Source organism: Chromohalobacter canadensis (genome assembly GCF_029544075.1).
In the GTDB taxonomy this organism is placed as follows: Bacteria; Pseudomonadota; Gammaproteobacteria; order Pseudomonadales; family Halomonadaceae; genus Chromohalobacter; species Chromohalobacter canadensis_A.
Genome location: NZ_JAJQJH010000007.1, coordinates 1 through 13,564, shown reverse-complemented (window position 1 = coordinate 13,564; position 13,564 = coordinate 1). Strand labels below are relative to the sequence as shown.

The following is a 13,564-nucleotide window of genomic DNA, read 5'->3' as shown; positions in this document are numbered from 1 at the left end:
TGACTCAACAACTCTTATGGCCTCACCCCAACCACCACGACAGCAATAACAACAGCAACAGCACACCGGCCACGGCTTTCCACAGCGTGGCCGGCGTCTGCCAAGACTGACGTGCTACGCCGTCTTCGCTCCGCCTGGACGTGCGCAGGTAGTAGGCGAACTCACCCAGGCGGCGAAACCGCAGCGCACGCTGAGGGTCGAGCGCGCGCCTCAGAGCACCATCGAGTGCGGCGTCGATGGCGGGATTGTAGCGGCGCGCACTGGTGTAGCTCATACGCTCAAGATCGGTATGGCTGCGCAACTCGTTGGGCGCTAACGCATAGGGCTGATGTCCAGTCAGTAACCAGTAGATGGTCGAGGCCAGCTCGTATTGATCGCTGCGCCGCCCTACTTCGGTGTCCAGCGCGTATTCCGGTGCGCTATGCTCATTTAACCCCACCTGACGCGCCAGTTCGCGCGCGGCTTGCTGGCTGTCGCTTTCACGCAAATGGCAAGCGCCGAAATCCGTCAGCACCAGTTGCCCATGTGAATCGACCATCAGGTTATCGGGGTGGATGTTCTGATGCAGCACATCGCGGCGGTGCAGGGCCTGCACCGCCTTGACCAACTGCCGCGCCAAATCCAGGCGTGCCTCGAGACTCGCCTGAGGGTGACGCAGCGCCCAGTCGCTGAGCGATTCGCCCTTGATGTACTCGAGCAAGTAATACTGATAGCGGCGCGGGCGGGCCGGGTCCACGACCTTGGCGACGAACGGGGAGTTGACCCGCTGCACAATCCACTGCTGAAGCGCGAAATGCTCTTGGTAGGCATTGCGCAGCGACAGTTCTGGGCTCGGAGCCTTCATCACTATTTCGCGCTCGTTGCGTGCATCATGCACGCGATAGACACGCGACTTGGCCGTACGCGACAACACCTCCTGCACCTCAAACCCATCAAGACGCTCTCCAGGCGTCAATTCAGGGGGCACCGGCAAGTCGCCATACAACGGTACGGGATGCTCGGGCTCGACTTCCTCGGGCAACCGGTCGATGCGCACCAATTGGAAGCAGAATTGGTCGCCGCCATACCCGCGCTCCTGCGCACGGGAAAGCGCTGCTTCGGCCAGACGTTCGCAGGTCGCATCGAGATCGCTGACATCGGCACGGATCAGTTGCACGAAGTCCGAGGGCAGCAAAGTGCCGCGTACGGCCTGAGTGGTGAACAAGAAAAGGTCGCCCTGCTTGAGCGAATCCGTCACGTAATCGATGTCGAGGCTACCGTCCATGCCCAACGCACGTGACGGATAGCGGTAGCCACCCAGATCGGTGACATGATCGCGAGACAATTGCTCGAATTCGGCGCCTCGCAGGCGGAACACCAAGGTGTCGCCCATGTGGAACAGGTGTATCTCACGACGACGGAACACCATTGCCGACAGCGAGCAGATATAGCTGCCACCTTCGATATAGGCGCTTTGGCTATAGCTCCAGCCATTCAGGGCACGCAACACGCGATGGGCCGATGTCTTGACGTCCCAATGCTCCGGCGTCGAGTAGTAATCGGCGAGAAAGCCTCGTACGCTCAGGTCTCCGGCTTGCTTGGCGATGGCATTGCGCCAGGTTGAATCACTGATAAGGGCGCAGGCGCCCTTGGCGGACAACTGCGAGCCACCAGGTATCTGCACCGACATCGAACTGCGATGGCGACGCCTATCCGGTGCCACGAATGCCTGGCCGAAGCTGATAGAAAGGCTGCTTTCCGTCAACGATCGTCTCCTTGTCGATGATGATGAGACGGATAATTCCCACAAGCGCTGAGCATGACAACGAAAGACGACGATTGCATGATGCCATGTACGCCTCGCGTGGTTGGTAAACGCTGGACGCTACTCGTATAATTTCCCGGATTTTCCCCCGCTGGTGTTCAACCTGCAAACCGCAAGGACTCAAAGATGAGTTTCAAAAACATTCCCGCAGGCAAGGATCTTCCCAACGACGTCTACGTGGCGATCGAGATCCCCGCCAATCACGCACCGGTCAAGTACGAGATCGACAAGGACATGGATGCGCTGGTCGTCGACCGCTTCATGGCCACGCCGATGTTCTACCCGGCCAACTATGGCTTCATCAACAACACCTTGGCCGACGACGGCGACCCGCTCGACGCCCTGGTGGTCACCCCGTATCCGGTTCAGGCAGGTAGCGTGATTCGCGCGCGCCCGGTTGGTGTGCTCAATATGTCCGACGAAGCCGGCGAAGACGCCAAGCTGGTCTGCGTCCCGCACCCCAAGCTGAGCGCCCTGTATGACGATGTGCAGGAAGTCACCGACTTACCCGAGCTTCTGCGCCAACAGATCGCGCATTTCTTCGAGAACTATAAGGATCTCGAGAAAGGCAAATGGGTGAAGATCGATTCCTGGGATGGCGCCGAAGCCGCTCGCAAGGCGATCGAGAAGGCCGCCGACGCTTACGCCAAGGCCTGAAGCGCTCGCTGCCCCCCCCCCAACGCCCCGCGTCGGACATTCCGCCGCGGGGTTTTTTATTGAGGGCTTATTGCGACCCGAGATCGCTACGTATCTCTTGGATCAGTTGCGATGCCCGCAACGTGTAGTTGGCCATCATTAGCGAATGATTGGCAAAGATGCCAAAGCCGCTGCCATTGAGCACCACCGGACTCCACACCCGCGCCTGCGAGGCTTCGAGCTCGTCGATCAACCGATCATATGCCTTGCCGACACCGGCCTCCTCGATGGCCGGCGCAAAGTCACGCTTGGCCGCCTTGAGCAGGTGCATCAAGGCCCATGTGTTGCCGCGCGCTTCGAAGAAGACGTTGTCGATGCGCCACCATGGGGTGCTTTCGCCATCTTCGCCGGTCTCGATATCGGCACTGCGACGCTCGGGGTTTCCCACACTCGCCGCCAGGCGCTGTGTCTGCTGGTCGAGTCGAGTCTGCACGCGCTCAAGCCAGGCCGCCAATGCTGGCGCGTCCTGCGAGAAATCCGCCTGCTGCCCACTCAGGCGCCCCAAGTAATCGCGCAGTGCCTCGCGCGCCTCTTGATAACGCCCTTCGGCTGACGGAAAACGCCAGGCGTCACTCCGCGTTGACAGGGCATCGACGGCTTGCTGCACGTCCTCATCGTCACTGGCGATGGGATCATTGAGGGTCGCGCTCATGGCCCGTACTTGCCCAAGCACGCCGTGCTCCCAGCTCGGCATGTTATCCAGCCACAGACCCGGTGGCGCGATGTCATTACGCAAATAGCCACCAGGTTTGTCGAGTAAGCTGCCGAGCAGCGTCAAGGTAGTGGCGGTGACAGTCTCGCCTGGGCGAGGAGCGTCCGACGCGGCCTCGGCACCGGACGACTGCGCCGCGCCGCGCTGGACGCCCACCGCGTCATCGACATTGAAATCGTCGGGCCGCTGACTCCACCAGACGCCCAACGCCACGCAGACCACGAGGTAGATGACCAGCAAGGCGACCAGGGGCTTCCAGATCCAGCCATACTGGGGCGATTCCAAAACATTGCGCTGGTGACGCTCACGCTTGCGAAAAAGAGCCATAAGACGTCCTTGTGGTGAAGTTGAGAGCAATGACTTCCATCCTATCATGCAGTGGCGTTTTTGCTTGTGCCAACGCAAACTAGACAGCTCGTCCGTTTTTGGGCAAACTCCGCCCACACTAACGATATATGGCACCAGCGGCGGCATCTTGCGTGATCGTGCCGTGATCTAAGCCAATCCTGAACAGGTTAACAGCGTTTATCAGGACCCATGACATGGCGAAGCTTCTCGTACTCAACGGCCCAAACCTCAACCTGCTCGGCACCCGCGAGCCAGGGGTTTACGGCACCACCACCCTCGAGGACATTCGTCTGCGCCTGACCCAACGCGCCTTTGAGGCCGGCCATCAACTCGATTGGCTACAGTCCAACGCCGAGCACTTACTGGTCGAGCGTGTACATGCGGCGCGTGGCGACGGCACCGACTTCATCCTGATCAACCCGGCCGCCTTTACGCATACCAGCGTTGCCCTGCGCGACGCGCTCACGGGTGTCGCCATCCCTTTTATCGAGCTGCATCTTTCCAACGTGCATGCGCGCGAGCCATTTCGCGCGCATTCATATTTTTCGGATGTTGCTCGCGGCGTCATCGCCGGATTCGGCGCCGACAGTTATGAGCTCGCCCTGGAGGCCGCGCTACGCCAGCTCGGCTGACAACGCCCACGCTCCGATGGCCAATCACGCCACCTCACACTCACATTGATCGAGACAGGCTTATGGATATTCGCAAGGTCAAGAAACTCATCGAACTCCTGGAAGAGTCCAATATCAGCGAGATCGAAATCCAGGAAGGCGAGGAATCCGTCCGTATCAGCCGCCACACCGGTGGTTTCAGCGCACCGCCCGCGGCCCAAGCCCCCGCTCCGGCCGCAGCGCCCGCCCCCACCGCACCCAGCGTAGCGGCCGCTCCGGAGGCCGAGGCAGCACCCGCGCAGCCCAGCGGCCACCCGGTGACCTCACCCATGGTAGGCACTTTTTACCGCTCGCCGGCACCGGGCGCCAAAGCCTTCGTGGAAGTTGGCCAGAGCGTCAAGAAAGGCGAGACCGTGTGCATCGTCGAAGCCATGAAGATGATGAACCAGATCGAGGCCGATCATGATGGCGTGATCGAAGCCATCATGGTCGAGGACGGCGAACCGGTCGAATTCGACCAGCCGATGGTCATCATCTCTTGAAGCCGTTTGCGATCACTCTTGACTGTCGATCGCAAACCGCTTCCGAGCTTACATAGAGACGGACGACACTATGTTGGACAAGGTACTCATCGCCAATCGTGGCGAGATCGCCCTTCGCGTACTGCGCGCCTGCAAGGAGCTGGGCATCAAGACCGTGGCGGTCCATTCCAAGGCGGACCGTGAACTCATGCACGTGCGCCTGGCCGACGAAGCCGTGTGCATCGGGCCAGCCTCCTCAGCGCAATCGTATCTGAATATCCCAGCGCTGATCAGCGCCGCCGAGGTCACCGATTCCAGCGCCATCCATCCCGGCTATGGTTTTCTCTCTGAGAACGCCAACTTCGCCGAACAGGTAGAGCGTTCAGGTTTCGTGTTTGTTGGCCCGCGTGCCGAAACCATTCGTATGATGGGTGACAAGGTCAGCGCCATTTCGGCGATGAAGGCAGCTGGCGTGCCCACCGTGCCTGGCTCCGATGGCCCGCTCCCCGAAGATAACGACGAGGCCATACTGGCTACCGCGCAACGCATCGGCTATCCAGTCATCATCAAGGCAGCCGCCGGCGGTGGCGGACGCGGCATGCGCGTGGTACACAGCGAGGGCAGCCTGCTCTCCTCGGTCAGCGTGACGCGCAACGAGGCTAGTACGTCGTTCGGCGACGGCACGCTGTATATGGAGAAGTTCCTCGAGAACCCGCGTCACGTCGAGGTACAGGTGCTGGCCGACGGCCAGGGCAACGCCATTCATCTCTACGATCGCGATTGCTCCCTGCAGCGCCGTCACCAGAAGGTACTGGAAGAGGCGCCGGCACCTCATCTCGAGCCCCAGGCCCGCGAGAACGTTTTCAAGGCCTGCATCGATGCCTGCATCGAGATCAACTACCGCGGCGCCGGCACCTTCGAGTTTCTGTATGAAAACGGTCAGTTCTTCTTCATCGAGATGAACACCCGCGTTCAGGTCGAACACCCGGTCTCCGAAATGGTCACCGGCGTAGACATCGTCAAGGAACAGCTGCGCATCGCTTCCGGCTTGCCGTTGTCGATCACCCAAGAGGATGTCCAGCTCAACGGGCACGCCTTCGAGTGCCGCATCAACGCCGAGGATTCACGCACCTTCATGCCCTCACCCGGCAAGATCGAGCTCTACCACGCGCCGGGCGGCCTGGGCGTGCGCATGGATTCGCATATCTACACCGGCTATAGCGTGCCGCCGCACTACGACTCATTGATCGGCAAGTTGATCACCTGGGGCGCCAGTCGCGAGACAGCATTGACGCGCATGCGCAATGCCCTCGATGAGCTACTGGTCGAAGGCATCAAGACCAATATCGATCTACAAAAGGATCTGGTCCGCGATAGCGCGTTCCAGCAAGGCGGGGTAAATATTCACTACCTCGAGAAGAAGCTTGGCCTGACCTGATCAGCCCACGCGACTCGATACGGGGCGGCCTTGGCCGTCCCGTTTGCGTTGATGCTCAAGGAGACTTCATGCCCTGGCTGCAACTCAAGGCACACATCGCCCCGCAGCATGCCGAAACGTTGGAAGAGCTGTTGCTGGCCGAAGGTGCCCAGGCCATCACCCTGCAAGACGCTTACGACGACCCCGTCTTCGAACCCGCAAGCGGCACCACGCCACTGTGGGATGAGACCGTACTGACCGGTCTCTACGACGACCTGGAAGACATCGAGCCAATGCTCGACCGCGTTCGTCAGCAGTGGGCCGCCGAGATGGCCGATGAACCGTGCCCCGAGATCGACTACGAGCTGCTCGCCGATCGCGATTGGGAACGCGAATGGATGGACGATTTCGCGCCCCTCAAGATGGGCGAACGGCTTTGGGTGGTACCCAGCTGGCATGCCGCCCCCGAGCCCGATGCCGTCAATCTGCTGCTCGACCCAGGCCTAGCCTTCGGTACTGGCACCCATCCGACCACGGCACTGTGCCTTGGCTGGCTCGACGGTCTCGACCTCGACGCCGCCCGCGTGCTCGACTTCGGCTGCGGCTCCGGCATCTTGGCCATCGCTGCGCTCAAGCTGGGAGCTGACCACGCCACAGGCACCGATATCGATCCACAGGCCCTGCAAGCGAGCCGTGAAAACGCTCAGCGTAACGCCATCGCCGATGAGCGTTTGTCGCTTTGCTATCCGGAGCGGCTTGCGGCCGAGCGTTATGATGTCGTGGTCGCCAACATTCTCTCCGGCCCTTTGGTGGAACTCGCGCCCACACTCTGCGCGCATCTGGCCCCAGGAGGACGCCTGGCCTTGTCGGGCATTCTCGCCGGCCAGGCCGATGAGGTCATGGACGCGTATCGCGAGCAAGGCATGCTGCTCGATACGCCCGACGAGCGCGAAGGTTGGGTGCGCATCACCGGCGTGGCGCCGGCATGAGCGCGCTTGACGCGAGGAGCGGCGAACAGCCCCTTCAAGAACATCGTTCTGGCGGCTATCATAAGCCCCTTTCACTATCTAGACCCGTCTCGTGATGCCGACCCACGTCTCATCTCCGGTGACGCCGTTGCCGCGCATCGGCCCTTACGCATTGCCCAACCGGGCGATTCTTGCGCCCATGGCGGGCGTTACCGATCGCCCGTTCCGGCAATTGTGTCGAGAGCTCGGCGCGGGCCTGGTCGTCTCGGAAATGGTCACTGCCGACGCGCGCCTATGGCATACCCGCAAGTCGCGGCAACGTCTCGATCATGCCGGCGAGCCCGGCCCGCGCGATGTACAAATCGCCGGCGGCGACCCGGAAATGCTGGCCGAAGCCGCGCGCCTCAATGTCGCGCAAGGCGCCGAGATCGTCGATATCAATATGGGATGTCCCGCCAAGAAGGTCTGCAACAAGGCTGCTGGCTCAGCGCTATTGCGTGATGAGCGTTTGGTTGCGGCAATTCTCGAGAGTGTCGTGGCGGCCGTGAATGTCCCGGTCACATTGAAGATCCGGACCGGGTGGTGCTCAGAGTCGCGCAATGGCATACGCGTGGCACAACTGGCCGAGGCCGCTGGCATTCAAGCACTCGCGGTGCATGGCCGTACTCGCGAGCAGCGCTATCGCGGCGATGCCGAATACGACACCATCGCCGCCATCAAACAGGCGGTATCGCTGCCGGTGTTTGCCAATGGTGATATCGACAGCGCCGAGAAAGCCGCCCGCGTCCTCGACTACACTAAGGCCGATGCGGTCATGATCGGACGCGGCGCCCAAGGCAATCCGTGGATCTTTCGCGAGATCGAGCACTACTTACGTACCGGTGACACCCTAGCGCCGCCGACGCCCGCAGAAATCGCCGCTGTGATGCACCGTCATCTCGAGGCACTGCATACCTTTTACGGTGAGCACATGGGGGTGCGCATCGCACGCAAGCATGTGGGCTGGTATCTCGCCACTCGCCCACAAGCAGCGGCATTGCGCGCACGCTTCAACGTTCTGGAACAGCCCTCGGCCCAACACCGCTTCGTGGATGCGCTCGCCTACGATGCACCGGCGTTGGCCTCAAATGGAAGCAATGCAGCATGACCAGCAGGCAAGCATTTCCAATCGATCAGAATACGCTCGATGCCAGCGCCACGGCATCTCCAGCGCATCAGCAAACCCTGCGTGAGTCGGTCGAGCTCGCCATGCAGCGCTACTTCGGCCACCTGGATGGCGAAACGGTCAGTGACCTTTATGGCATGGTGCTGACTGAGGTCGAAGTGCCCTTGCTAGAGGCTGTGATGCGCTATGCCGACGGCAATCAGACACGCGCCGCCGACATGCTGGGCCTCAATCGCGGCACCCTGCGCAAGAAACTCAAGCAGTACGACCTGATCTGAGTCCAAACCGATCTAACAGGGGCGCCCTCGCCGGGCGCGCTTCACGTTTCACGCTATCGTCTGGCGTCAATCGTCCCTCACCTTTCAAGAGTGGAGCCTCATGGCCGATCACACCGCATCCTCGTCTCCCCAGCCCGTGCGTCGCGCATTGATCAGCGTGTCCGACAAGACCGGCATCGTCGATTTTGCTCGCGAACTCAGCACGCACGGCGTCGCCCTGCTCTCCACCGGCGGCACCTTTCGCCTGCTCAGCGAGAACGGCATCCCGGTGACGGAAGTCTCGCGACATACGGGGTTTCCGGAAATCATGGATGGCCGCGTCAAGACACTGCACCCCAAGATTCACGGCGGCATCCTCGGGCGCCGTGGGCAAGATGACGAGGTAATGGCCGAGCATGGCATCGACGCCATCGACATGGTTGTGGTCAACCTCTACCCCTTCGCCGACACCGTGGCGCGCGAGGATTGCACGCTGGAAGAGGCCATCGAGAACATCGACATCGGTGGACCTACTATGGTCCGCGCCTGTGCCAAGAACCACGCGCACACCAGCATCGTGGTCAATGCGTCCGACTATGGCCGCGTGCTCGACGACATGCACGCACATGGCGGCGTTGGCGCAACGTTGCGCTTCGATCTGGCGGTCAAGGCCTTCGAGCATACCGCAGGCTACGACGGCGCCATCGCCAACTATCTGGGTACCCTGGTGGAAGGCGGCGAGAGCGACTTCCCGCGGACCTATAATGTGCAGTTCCAGAAAAAACAGGCGATGCGCTACGGTGAGAACCCGCATCAGCAAGCGGCCTTCTATGCCGAGGCAGATGCCGCCGAAGCCAGCGTGACTACGGCAGAACAGCTTCAAGGCAAAGCATTGTCGTTCAATAACGTCGCCGACACCGATGCTGCCTTCGAGTGCGTCAAGGTCTTCAACGAGACAGCCTGCGTCATCGTCAAACATGCCAACCCTTGCGGCGTCGCCGTCGCCGACACACCGCTTGCTGCCTATCAGAGCGCGTTCGCTACCGACCCCACCAGTGCTTTCGGCGGTATCATCGCCTTCAACCGTCCGCTGGATGCCGATACGGCACGTGCCATCGTCGACCGCCAGTTCGTGGAAGTCATCATCGCACCAGGCATCGACGACGACGCCGCCGAGATCGTCGCTGGGAAGAAAAACGTGCGCCTGCTCGATGTCAGCAAGCACTGGCCCAGCCAGCCGCGTCCCGCTCATGACTTCAAGCGCGTCACAGGTGGGCTCTTGGTCCAAGATCGTGACCAGGGCATGGTCGAATCCGAACACCTACACACCGTCACCGAGCGCGCCCCCAGCGACGAGGAGCTACGCGATCTCAGCTTTGCCTGGAAAGTCGCCAAGTTCGTCAAGTCCAACGCCATCGTCTATGCCAAGCACGGTCAGACCATCGGCGTGGGAGCCGGGCAAATGAGCCGCGTCTACTCGGCCAAGATCGCCGGCATCAAGGCCGCCGACGAAGGCCTGGAAGTACCCGGCTCGGTGATGGCGTCGGATGCTTTCTTCCCCTTCCGCGATGGTATCGATGCCGCCGCCGCCGCCGGCATCACTGCCGTCATCCAACCTGGTGGCTCAATGCGTGACCAGGAAGTGATCGACGCCGCCAACGAAGCCGGCATCGCCATGGTCTTCACCGATATGCGTCACTTCAGGCACTGAGGGTGGAAGGTCAGGATAGCTTCTGCTGCTGCCTAGTCCTGAAATAGGTTGGCACCTATTTCGCTCCAGAGCGCCCGGTGCACAGCATCGGGCATTTTGTATGCCAGGACCAGACGAGGCCAGAGCGGAAGCTGGCTGATGCCTGCATGAAAGCACGGCAAGGCAGCGCCTTGCCGTGCGGAATGCCTCAAGCCCTGATATGCAACTTTCTGCGGTGGGCTTCCTTGAGCTTGGGCAAGGTCACCTCGAGAATACCGTTCTTGAAAGTGGCCTCGGCCTTGTCGGCATCGATGTCACAGGGCAGATCCACCGTACGCATCACACTGCCCTGCGATATTTCACAACGGTAGTAATCTCCTTCTTCCTTGCGGCTTTCCCGATGGCTTTCCCCCTTGATCGTCACCGTCCTGTCAGTGACCGATACATCGACATCCTGTGGCTCGATACCGGGGATTTCCGCCCGCAATATCACCTCGGCATCCTTGTCTAGTATATCGACCCTGGGCATGGTCGGTTTCAGCCCCGTCAATCGCTCCAAGCGGTGGGGAAGCATCCAGTCCCGCGCGAACAGACTATCGAACATACGATCCAGCTCGCCGAAGGGGCTCATGGCGCGTGACCTGACGACCTGATCGTCGGAGACGGCCGGTGTACTCTGAGAACTCGCTGCGGCTTCCTGAAACTTTTTATCAGACATGACATGCCTCTCTTGCTGTGAACCAGCCGTGAAATGTGTCCCAACAATCGCGCCTCTTGGCGCTGTAAAAAAATAGTCCATCCGCGAGGTATGAGAATTTGATCCAGGTCAAGCACCGCGCACTTACCGGCCTCCGTGACAAACACGAAACATCTCTTCACTTATCCCTCACAAACCACCGAGACTGCCGGGCCAGAGAGGTTGATACCGATCAAGCGCCGGTGAATAAATCCCCGTCGACACCGCCGAAATGGCATAAAGCACAAGAAAGCGCTCTCCGATCAGACAACGGGGACTATTCTTGACAATGTCATTCATGCAGCGTTGATCGAGTGGAACGATTCCGTGGAATTCAAAGACTACTACCAAACGTTGGGAGTCGACCGGGACGCGGCCATCCCCGACATCAAGAAGGCCTATCGCAAGCTGGCACGCAAGTACCATCCCGACATCAGCAAGGAGCCCGATGCTGCCCTGCGGATGCAGGAGATCAACGAGGCCAAGGCAGTGCTCACCGATCCCGAAAAACGCGCCGCCTATGACCAGCTTGGCGAGCGCTATCGCGCCGGACAGGATTTCCGGCCGCCGCCGGATTGGGACGCGGGCTTCGAATTCTCGGGCAGCAGTTTCGAGGATATCGATCTGGGCGAGTTCAGTGACTTCTTCGCCAACTTGTTCGGCCAAAGGGGCCCGAGAACGCACCGCGGCCATCGCATGCAGGGAGGCGACCGCCACGCCAAGATCTATGTTGACCTGGAGGATGCCTACCACGGCGCGGTACGTACTGTAACGCTGCACGTACCGCAAACCGATGCCCAGGGGCACGTCTCGGCACGGGAACACAACCTCAAGGTACGCATTCCCAAGGGCATCAAGGAAGGCCAGCATATTCGCCTGGCGGGCCAGGGGCACCCCGGCATTGGCGGTGGCGAGCCCGGCAACCTGTACCTCGAAGTGCACTTCACGCCAGACCCGGACTACCGCGTGGAAGGTAGGGATGTATTCGCGACGTTGCGGGTGGCCCCCTGGGAAGCGGCCCTCGGCGCCGCCATCGACGTGCCCACGCCCTCGGGCCAGGTCCACCTGAAGATCCCCAAGGGCTCGCAGGGTGGACGCAAGCTACGCTTGAAGGGACGTGGCCTCCCTGGCGACGAGCCCGGTGATCTCTATTTCGTGCTGGAGGTCGTGCTGCCGCCGGCCCACACCGACAAGGCCCGCCGCCTCTACGAAAGCATGGCACGAGACATGCCGTTCAACCCACGCCAGACGAGACAAGCCAATGGCTGAATACAATGCAATCGAGGCCGAGGTGCTCGACGACGCCCGCCTGACGCTGGAAGAGTTCGCACGCGCCTGCGCCGTCGAACGGCAATGGGTCGTGGAACGCGTGGAAAGCGGCATGCTCGGCGACGGCACGCGCTACGTCTCCAAGTGGCAATTTACCAGCCACGACCTGACCCGCGCCCGCCGCCTGCGCCAGATGGAGTTCGACTTCGACGCCGAACCAGAACTCGCCGCCCTAGTGGCCGACCTGTTCGAAGAAGTGGATCACCTGAGAAGACGCCTCCGCGCGGCCGGCCTGAAGCTCGAGTGACTCGCAACAGAGCGATAACTTGCATGCGGAGGCCAGCCAGACAAACGACTGGTCCCGTGGATTGGTCTTCGGCCGATATTCGAGACGAACTGCTAAGACCTGAATTTCACGTTGCGTGGAACATGGGAAGCACTCCATCTATAACACTGCCTCCACGAACGTGAGAGAGCGAGGCTAAATCATAATTCAATTCGATCGCCGTAGACGGGTATCTCTGCCTTGATGCCAGTTTCGGCCAAAGCAGTCTGGAGGGCCTGTTGGGCTCGGGGCTCGCCGTGTACGAGATAGAAGCGTGGGTGATTGCGGAAAGCTCCGGCCCAGCCGATCAACTGGCTCTGGCCAGCATGGGCAGAAAACCCGCCGAGGGTATGTATCTTAGCCTTGACGGTGAGCTCGTGTCCGAGTACGCGGACTTTCGTGGCACCATCGACGAGCTGACGCCCAAGGGTACCAGCGGCCTGAAATCCAACGATAATGAGTCTGGTACTGGACTGCTCCAGATTATAACGGAAGTGGTGGAGAATACGTCCACCGTTGCACATGCCTGCGCCGGCAATGATGATTGCTCCGCCGTGGATCCGGTTTATAGCCATCGACTCTTCGACTGTACGAGTCATGCGCAGGATTGGCAGATACTGACTGGCATCACCGCTGGCAGCGACATCAAGCACCTTGATATCTTCGGGGTCGAGTGCCTTGCGCGCCCGGCGATAGAGCTCTGTGACCTTGATCGCCATGGGACTATCGAGAAACACGACTTGCTGACGCAGCCGCCCTTCATGGAAAAGTACGCTCAGGTGGTAAAGAATCTCCTGTGTGCGTCCTACCGCAAACGCAGGGATAAGCACATTGCCACCATTGGCATGAGCTTCCTCAAGTATCTGTACAAATTCTTCGACAGTGTCGCTTAACAACCGATGGTCGCGATCACCATAAGTACTCTCCATCAACACCAGATCAGCTTCCCGAATTTTGACACTCTCTTTCCTGAATTCAACCAATAAGCGCAGCACCTGCGGTATCCAGGGCGCCGGAGTATTCCCCCAGAAACACCTGTGCCGGT

The 13,564-nt window shown here is 60.5% G+C and carries 14 protein-coding genes; 10 read left to right on the top strand and 4 right to left on the bottom strand.

Translation table 11 applies throughout. The annotated features are described in order from the left end of the window. Positions 1 to 22 precede the first annotated feature (22 nt). Positions 23 to 1,669 (bottom strand): protein kinase domain-containing protein, encoded by a 1,647-nt coding sequence (locus LUN51_RS10270; protein ID WP_431355573.1) that lies wholly within the window; start codon positions 1,667 to 1,669, stop codon positions 23 to 25. Between the two features lie 261 nt (positions 1,670 to 1,930). Here LUN51_RS10270 and ppa point away from each other — a divergent pair, with 261 nt between their 5' ends. Further along, entirely contained in the window at positions 1,931 to 2,461 is a 531-nt protein-coding gene (ppa, locus tag LUN51_RS10265) for an inorganic diphosphatase (RefSeq protein ID WP_277811182.1), read from the top strand. Positions 2,462 to 2,528: 67 nt separating this feature from the next. On the opposite strand, the gene LUN51_RS10260 is transcribed toward ppa, so the two are convergent. Further along, positions 2,529 to 3,539 (bottom strand): DUF2333 family protein, encoded by a 1,011-nt coding sequence (locus tag LUN51_RS10260; protein WP_277811181.1) that lies wholly within the window; start codon positions 3,537 to 3,539, stop codon positions 2,529 to 2,531. Positions 3,540 to 3,754: 215 nt separating this feature from the next. On the opposite strand from LUN51_RS10260, the gene aroQ reads away from it, so the two are divergent. The 7 genes from aroQ to purH all read left to right on the top strand — a co-directional run bounded on the left by aroQ (position 3,755) and on the right by purH (position 10,210). Then, positions 3,755 to 4,192 carry a type II 3-dehydroquinate dehydratase gene (gene aroQ, locus LUN51_RS10255; RefSeq protein WP_277811180.1) on the top strand — a complete coding sequence of 146 codons (438 nt, stop codon included), beginning with the start codon at positions 3,755 to 3,757 and terminating at the stop codon, positions 4,190 to 4,192. A gap of 62 nt (positions 4,193 to 4,254) precedes the next feature. Beyond that, complete coding sequence (gene accB / locus LUN51_RS10250; RefSeq protein WP_277811179.1) at positions 4,255 to 4,713, top strand: acetyl-CoA carboxylase biotin carboxyl carrier protein; 459 nt, start codon at positions 4,255 to 4,257, stop codon at positions 4,711 to 4,713. Positions 4,714 to 4,783: 70 nt separating this feature from the next. Continuing rightward, entirely contained in the window at positions 4,784 to 6,130 is a 1,347-nt protein-coding gene (gene accC / locus LUN51_RS10245; protein ID WP_277811178.1) for an acetyl-CoA carboxylase biotin carboxylase subunit, read from the top strand. Between the two features lie 68 nt (positions 6,131 to 6,198). Then, entirely contained in the window at positions 6,199 to 7,098 is a 900-nt protein-coding gene (gene prmA, locus LUN51_RS10240) for a 50S ribosomal protein L11 methyltransferase (RefSeq protein ID WP_277811177.1), read from the top strand. A 94-nt stretch (positions 7,099 to 7,192) separates the two neighbouring features. Next, on the top strand, positions 7,193 to 8,224 hold the full coding sequence (gene dusB, locus LUN51_RS10235) for a tRNA dihydrouridine synthase DusB (protein WP_277811275.1): 1,032 nt from the start codon (positions 7,193 to 7,195) through the stop codon (positions 8,222 to 8,224). Further along, complete coding sequence (gene fis / locus LUN51_RS10230; RefSeq protein ID WP_040241893.1) at positions 8,221 to 8,520, top strand: DNA-binding transcriptional regulator Fis; 300 nt, start codon at positions 8,221 to 8,223, stop codon at positions 8,518 to 8,520. Before dusB ends, fis begins: the two co-directional genes overlap by 4 nt. A 100-nt stretch (positions 8,521 to 8,620) precedes the next feature. Continuing rightward, positions 8,621 to 10,210 carry a bifunctional phosphoribosylaminoimidazolecarboxamide formyltransferase/IMP cyclohydrolase gene (purH, locus tag LUN51_RS10225; protein WP_277811176.1) on the top strand — a complete coding sequence of 530 codons (1,590 nt, stop codon included), beginning with the start codon at positions 8,621 to 8,623 and terminating at the stop codon, positions 10,208 to 10,210. Positions 10,211 to 10,397: 187 nt separating this feature from the next. On the opposite strand, the gene LUN51_RS10220 is transcribed toward purH, so the two are convergent. Next, on the bottom strand, positions 10,398 to 10,907 hold the full coding sequence (locus LUN51_RS10220) for an Hsp20/alpha crystallin family protein (protein ID WP_277811175.1): 510 nt from the start codon (positions 10,905 to 10,907) through the stop codon (positions 10,398 to 10,400). 345 nt (positions 10,908 to 11,252) lie between these two features. On the opposite strand from LUN51_RS10220, the gene LUN51_RS10215 reads away from it, so the two are divergent. Together LUN51_RS10215 and LUN51_RS10210 are read left to right on the top strand one after the other, a co-directional pair. Beyond that, positions 11,253 to 12,194, top strand: a complete 942-nt coding sequence (locus LUN51_RS10215; protein WP_277811174.1) for a DnaJ C-terminal domain-containing protein — start codon at positions 11,253 to 11,255, stop codon at positions 12,192 to 12,194. Then, positions 12,187 to 12,501 (top strand): chaperone modulator CbpM, encoded by a 315-nt coding sequence (locus LUN51_RS10210; RefSeq protein WP_277811173.1) that lies wholly within the window; start codon positions 12,187 to 12,189, stop codon positions 12,499 to 12,501. The genes LUN51_RS10215 and LUN51_RS10210 overlap by 8 nt, the downstream gene beginning before the upstream one ends. A gap of 179 nt (positions 12,502 to 12,680) precedes the next feature. Here LUN51_RS10210 and LUN51_RS10205 read toward each other — a convergent pair whose 3' ends face one another. After that, complete coding sequence (locus LUN51_RS10205; protein ID WP_431355572.1) at positions 12,681 to 13,448, bottom strand: MBL fold metallo-hydrolase RNA specificity domain-containing protein; 768 nt, start codon at positions 13,446 to 13,448, stop codon at positions 12,681 to 12,683. Positions 13,449 to 13,564 lie beyond the last annotated feature (116 nt).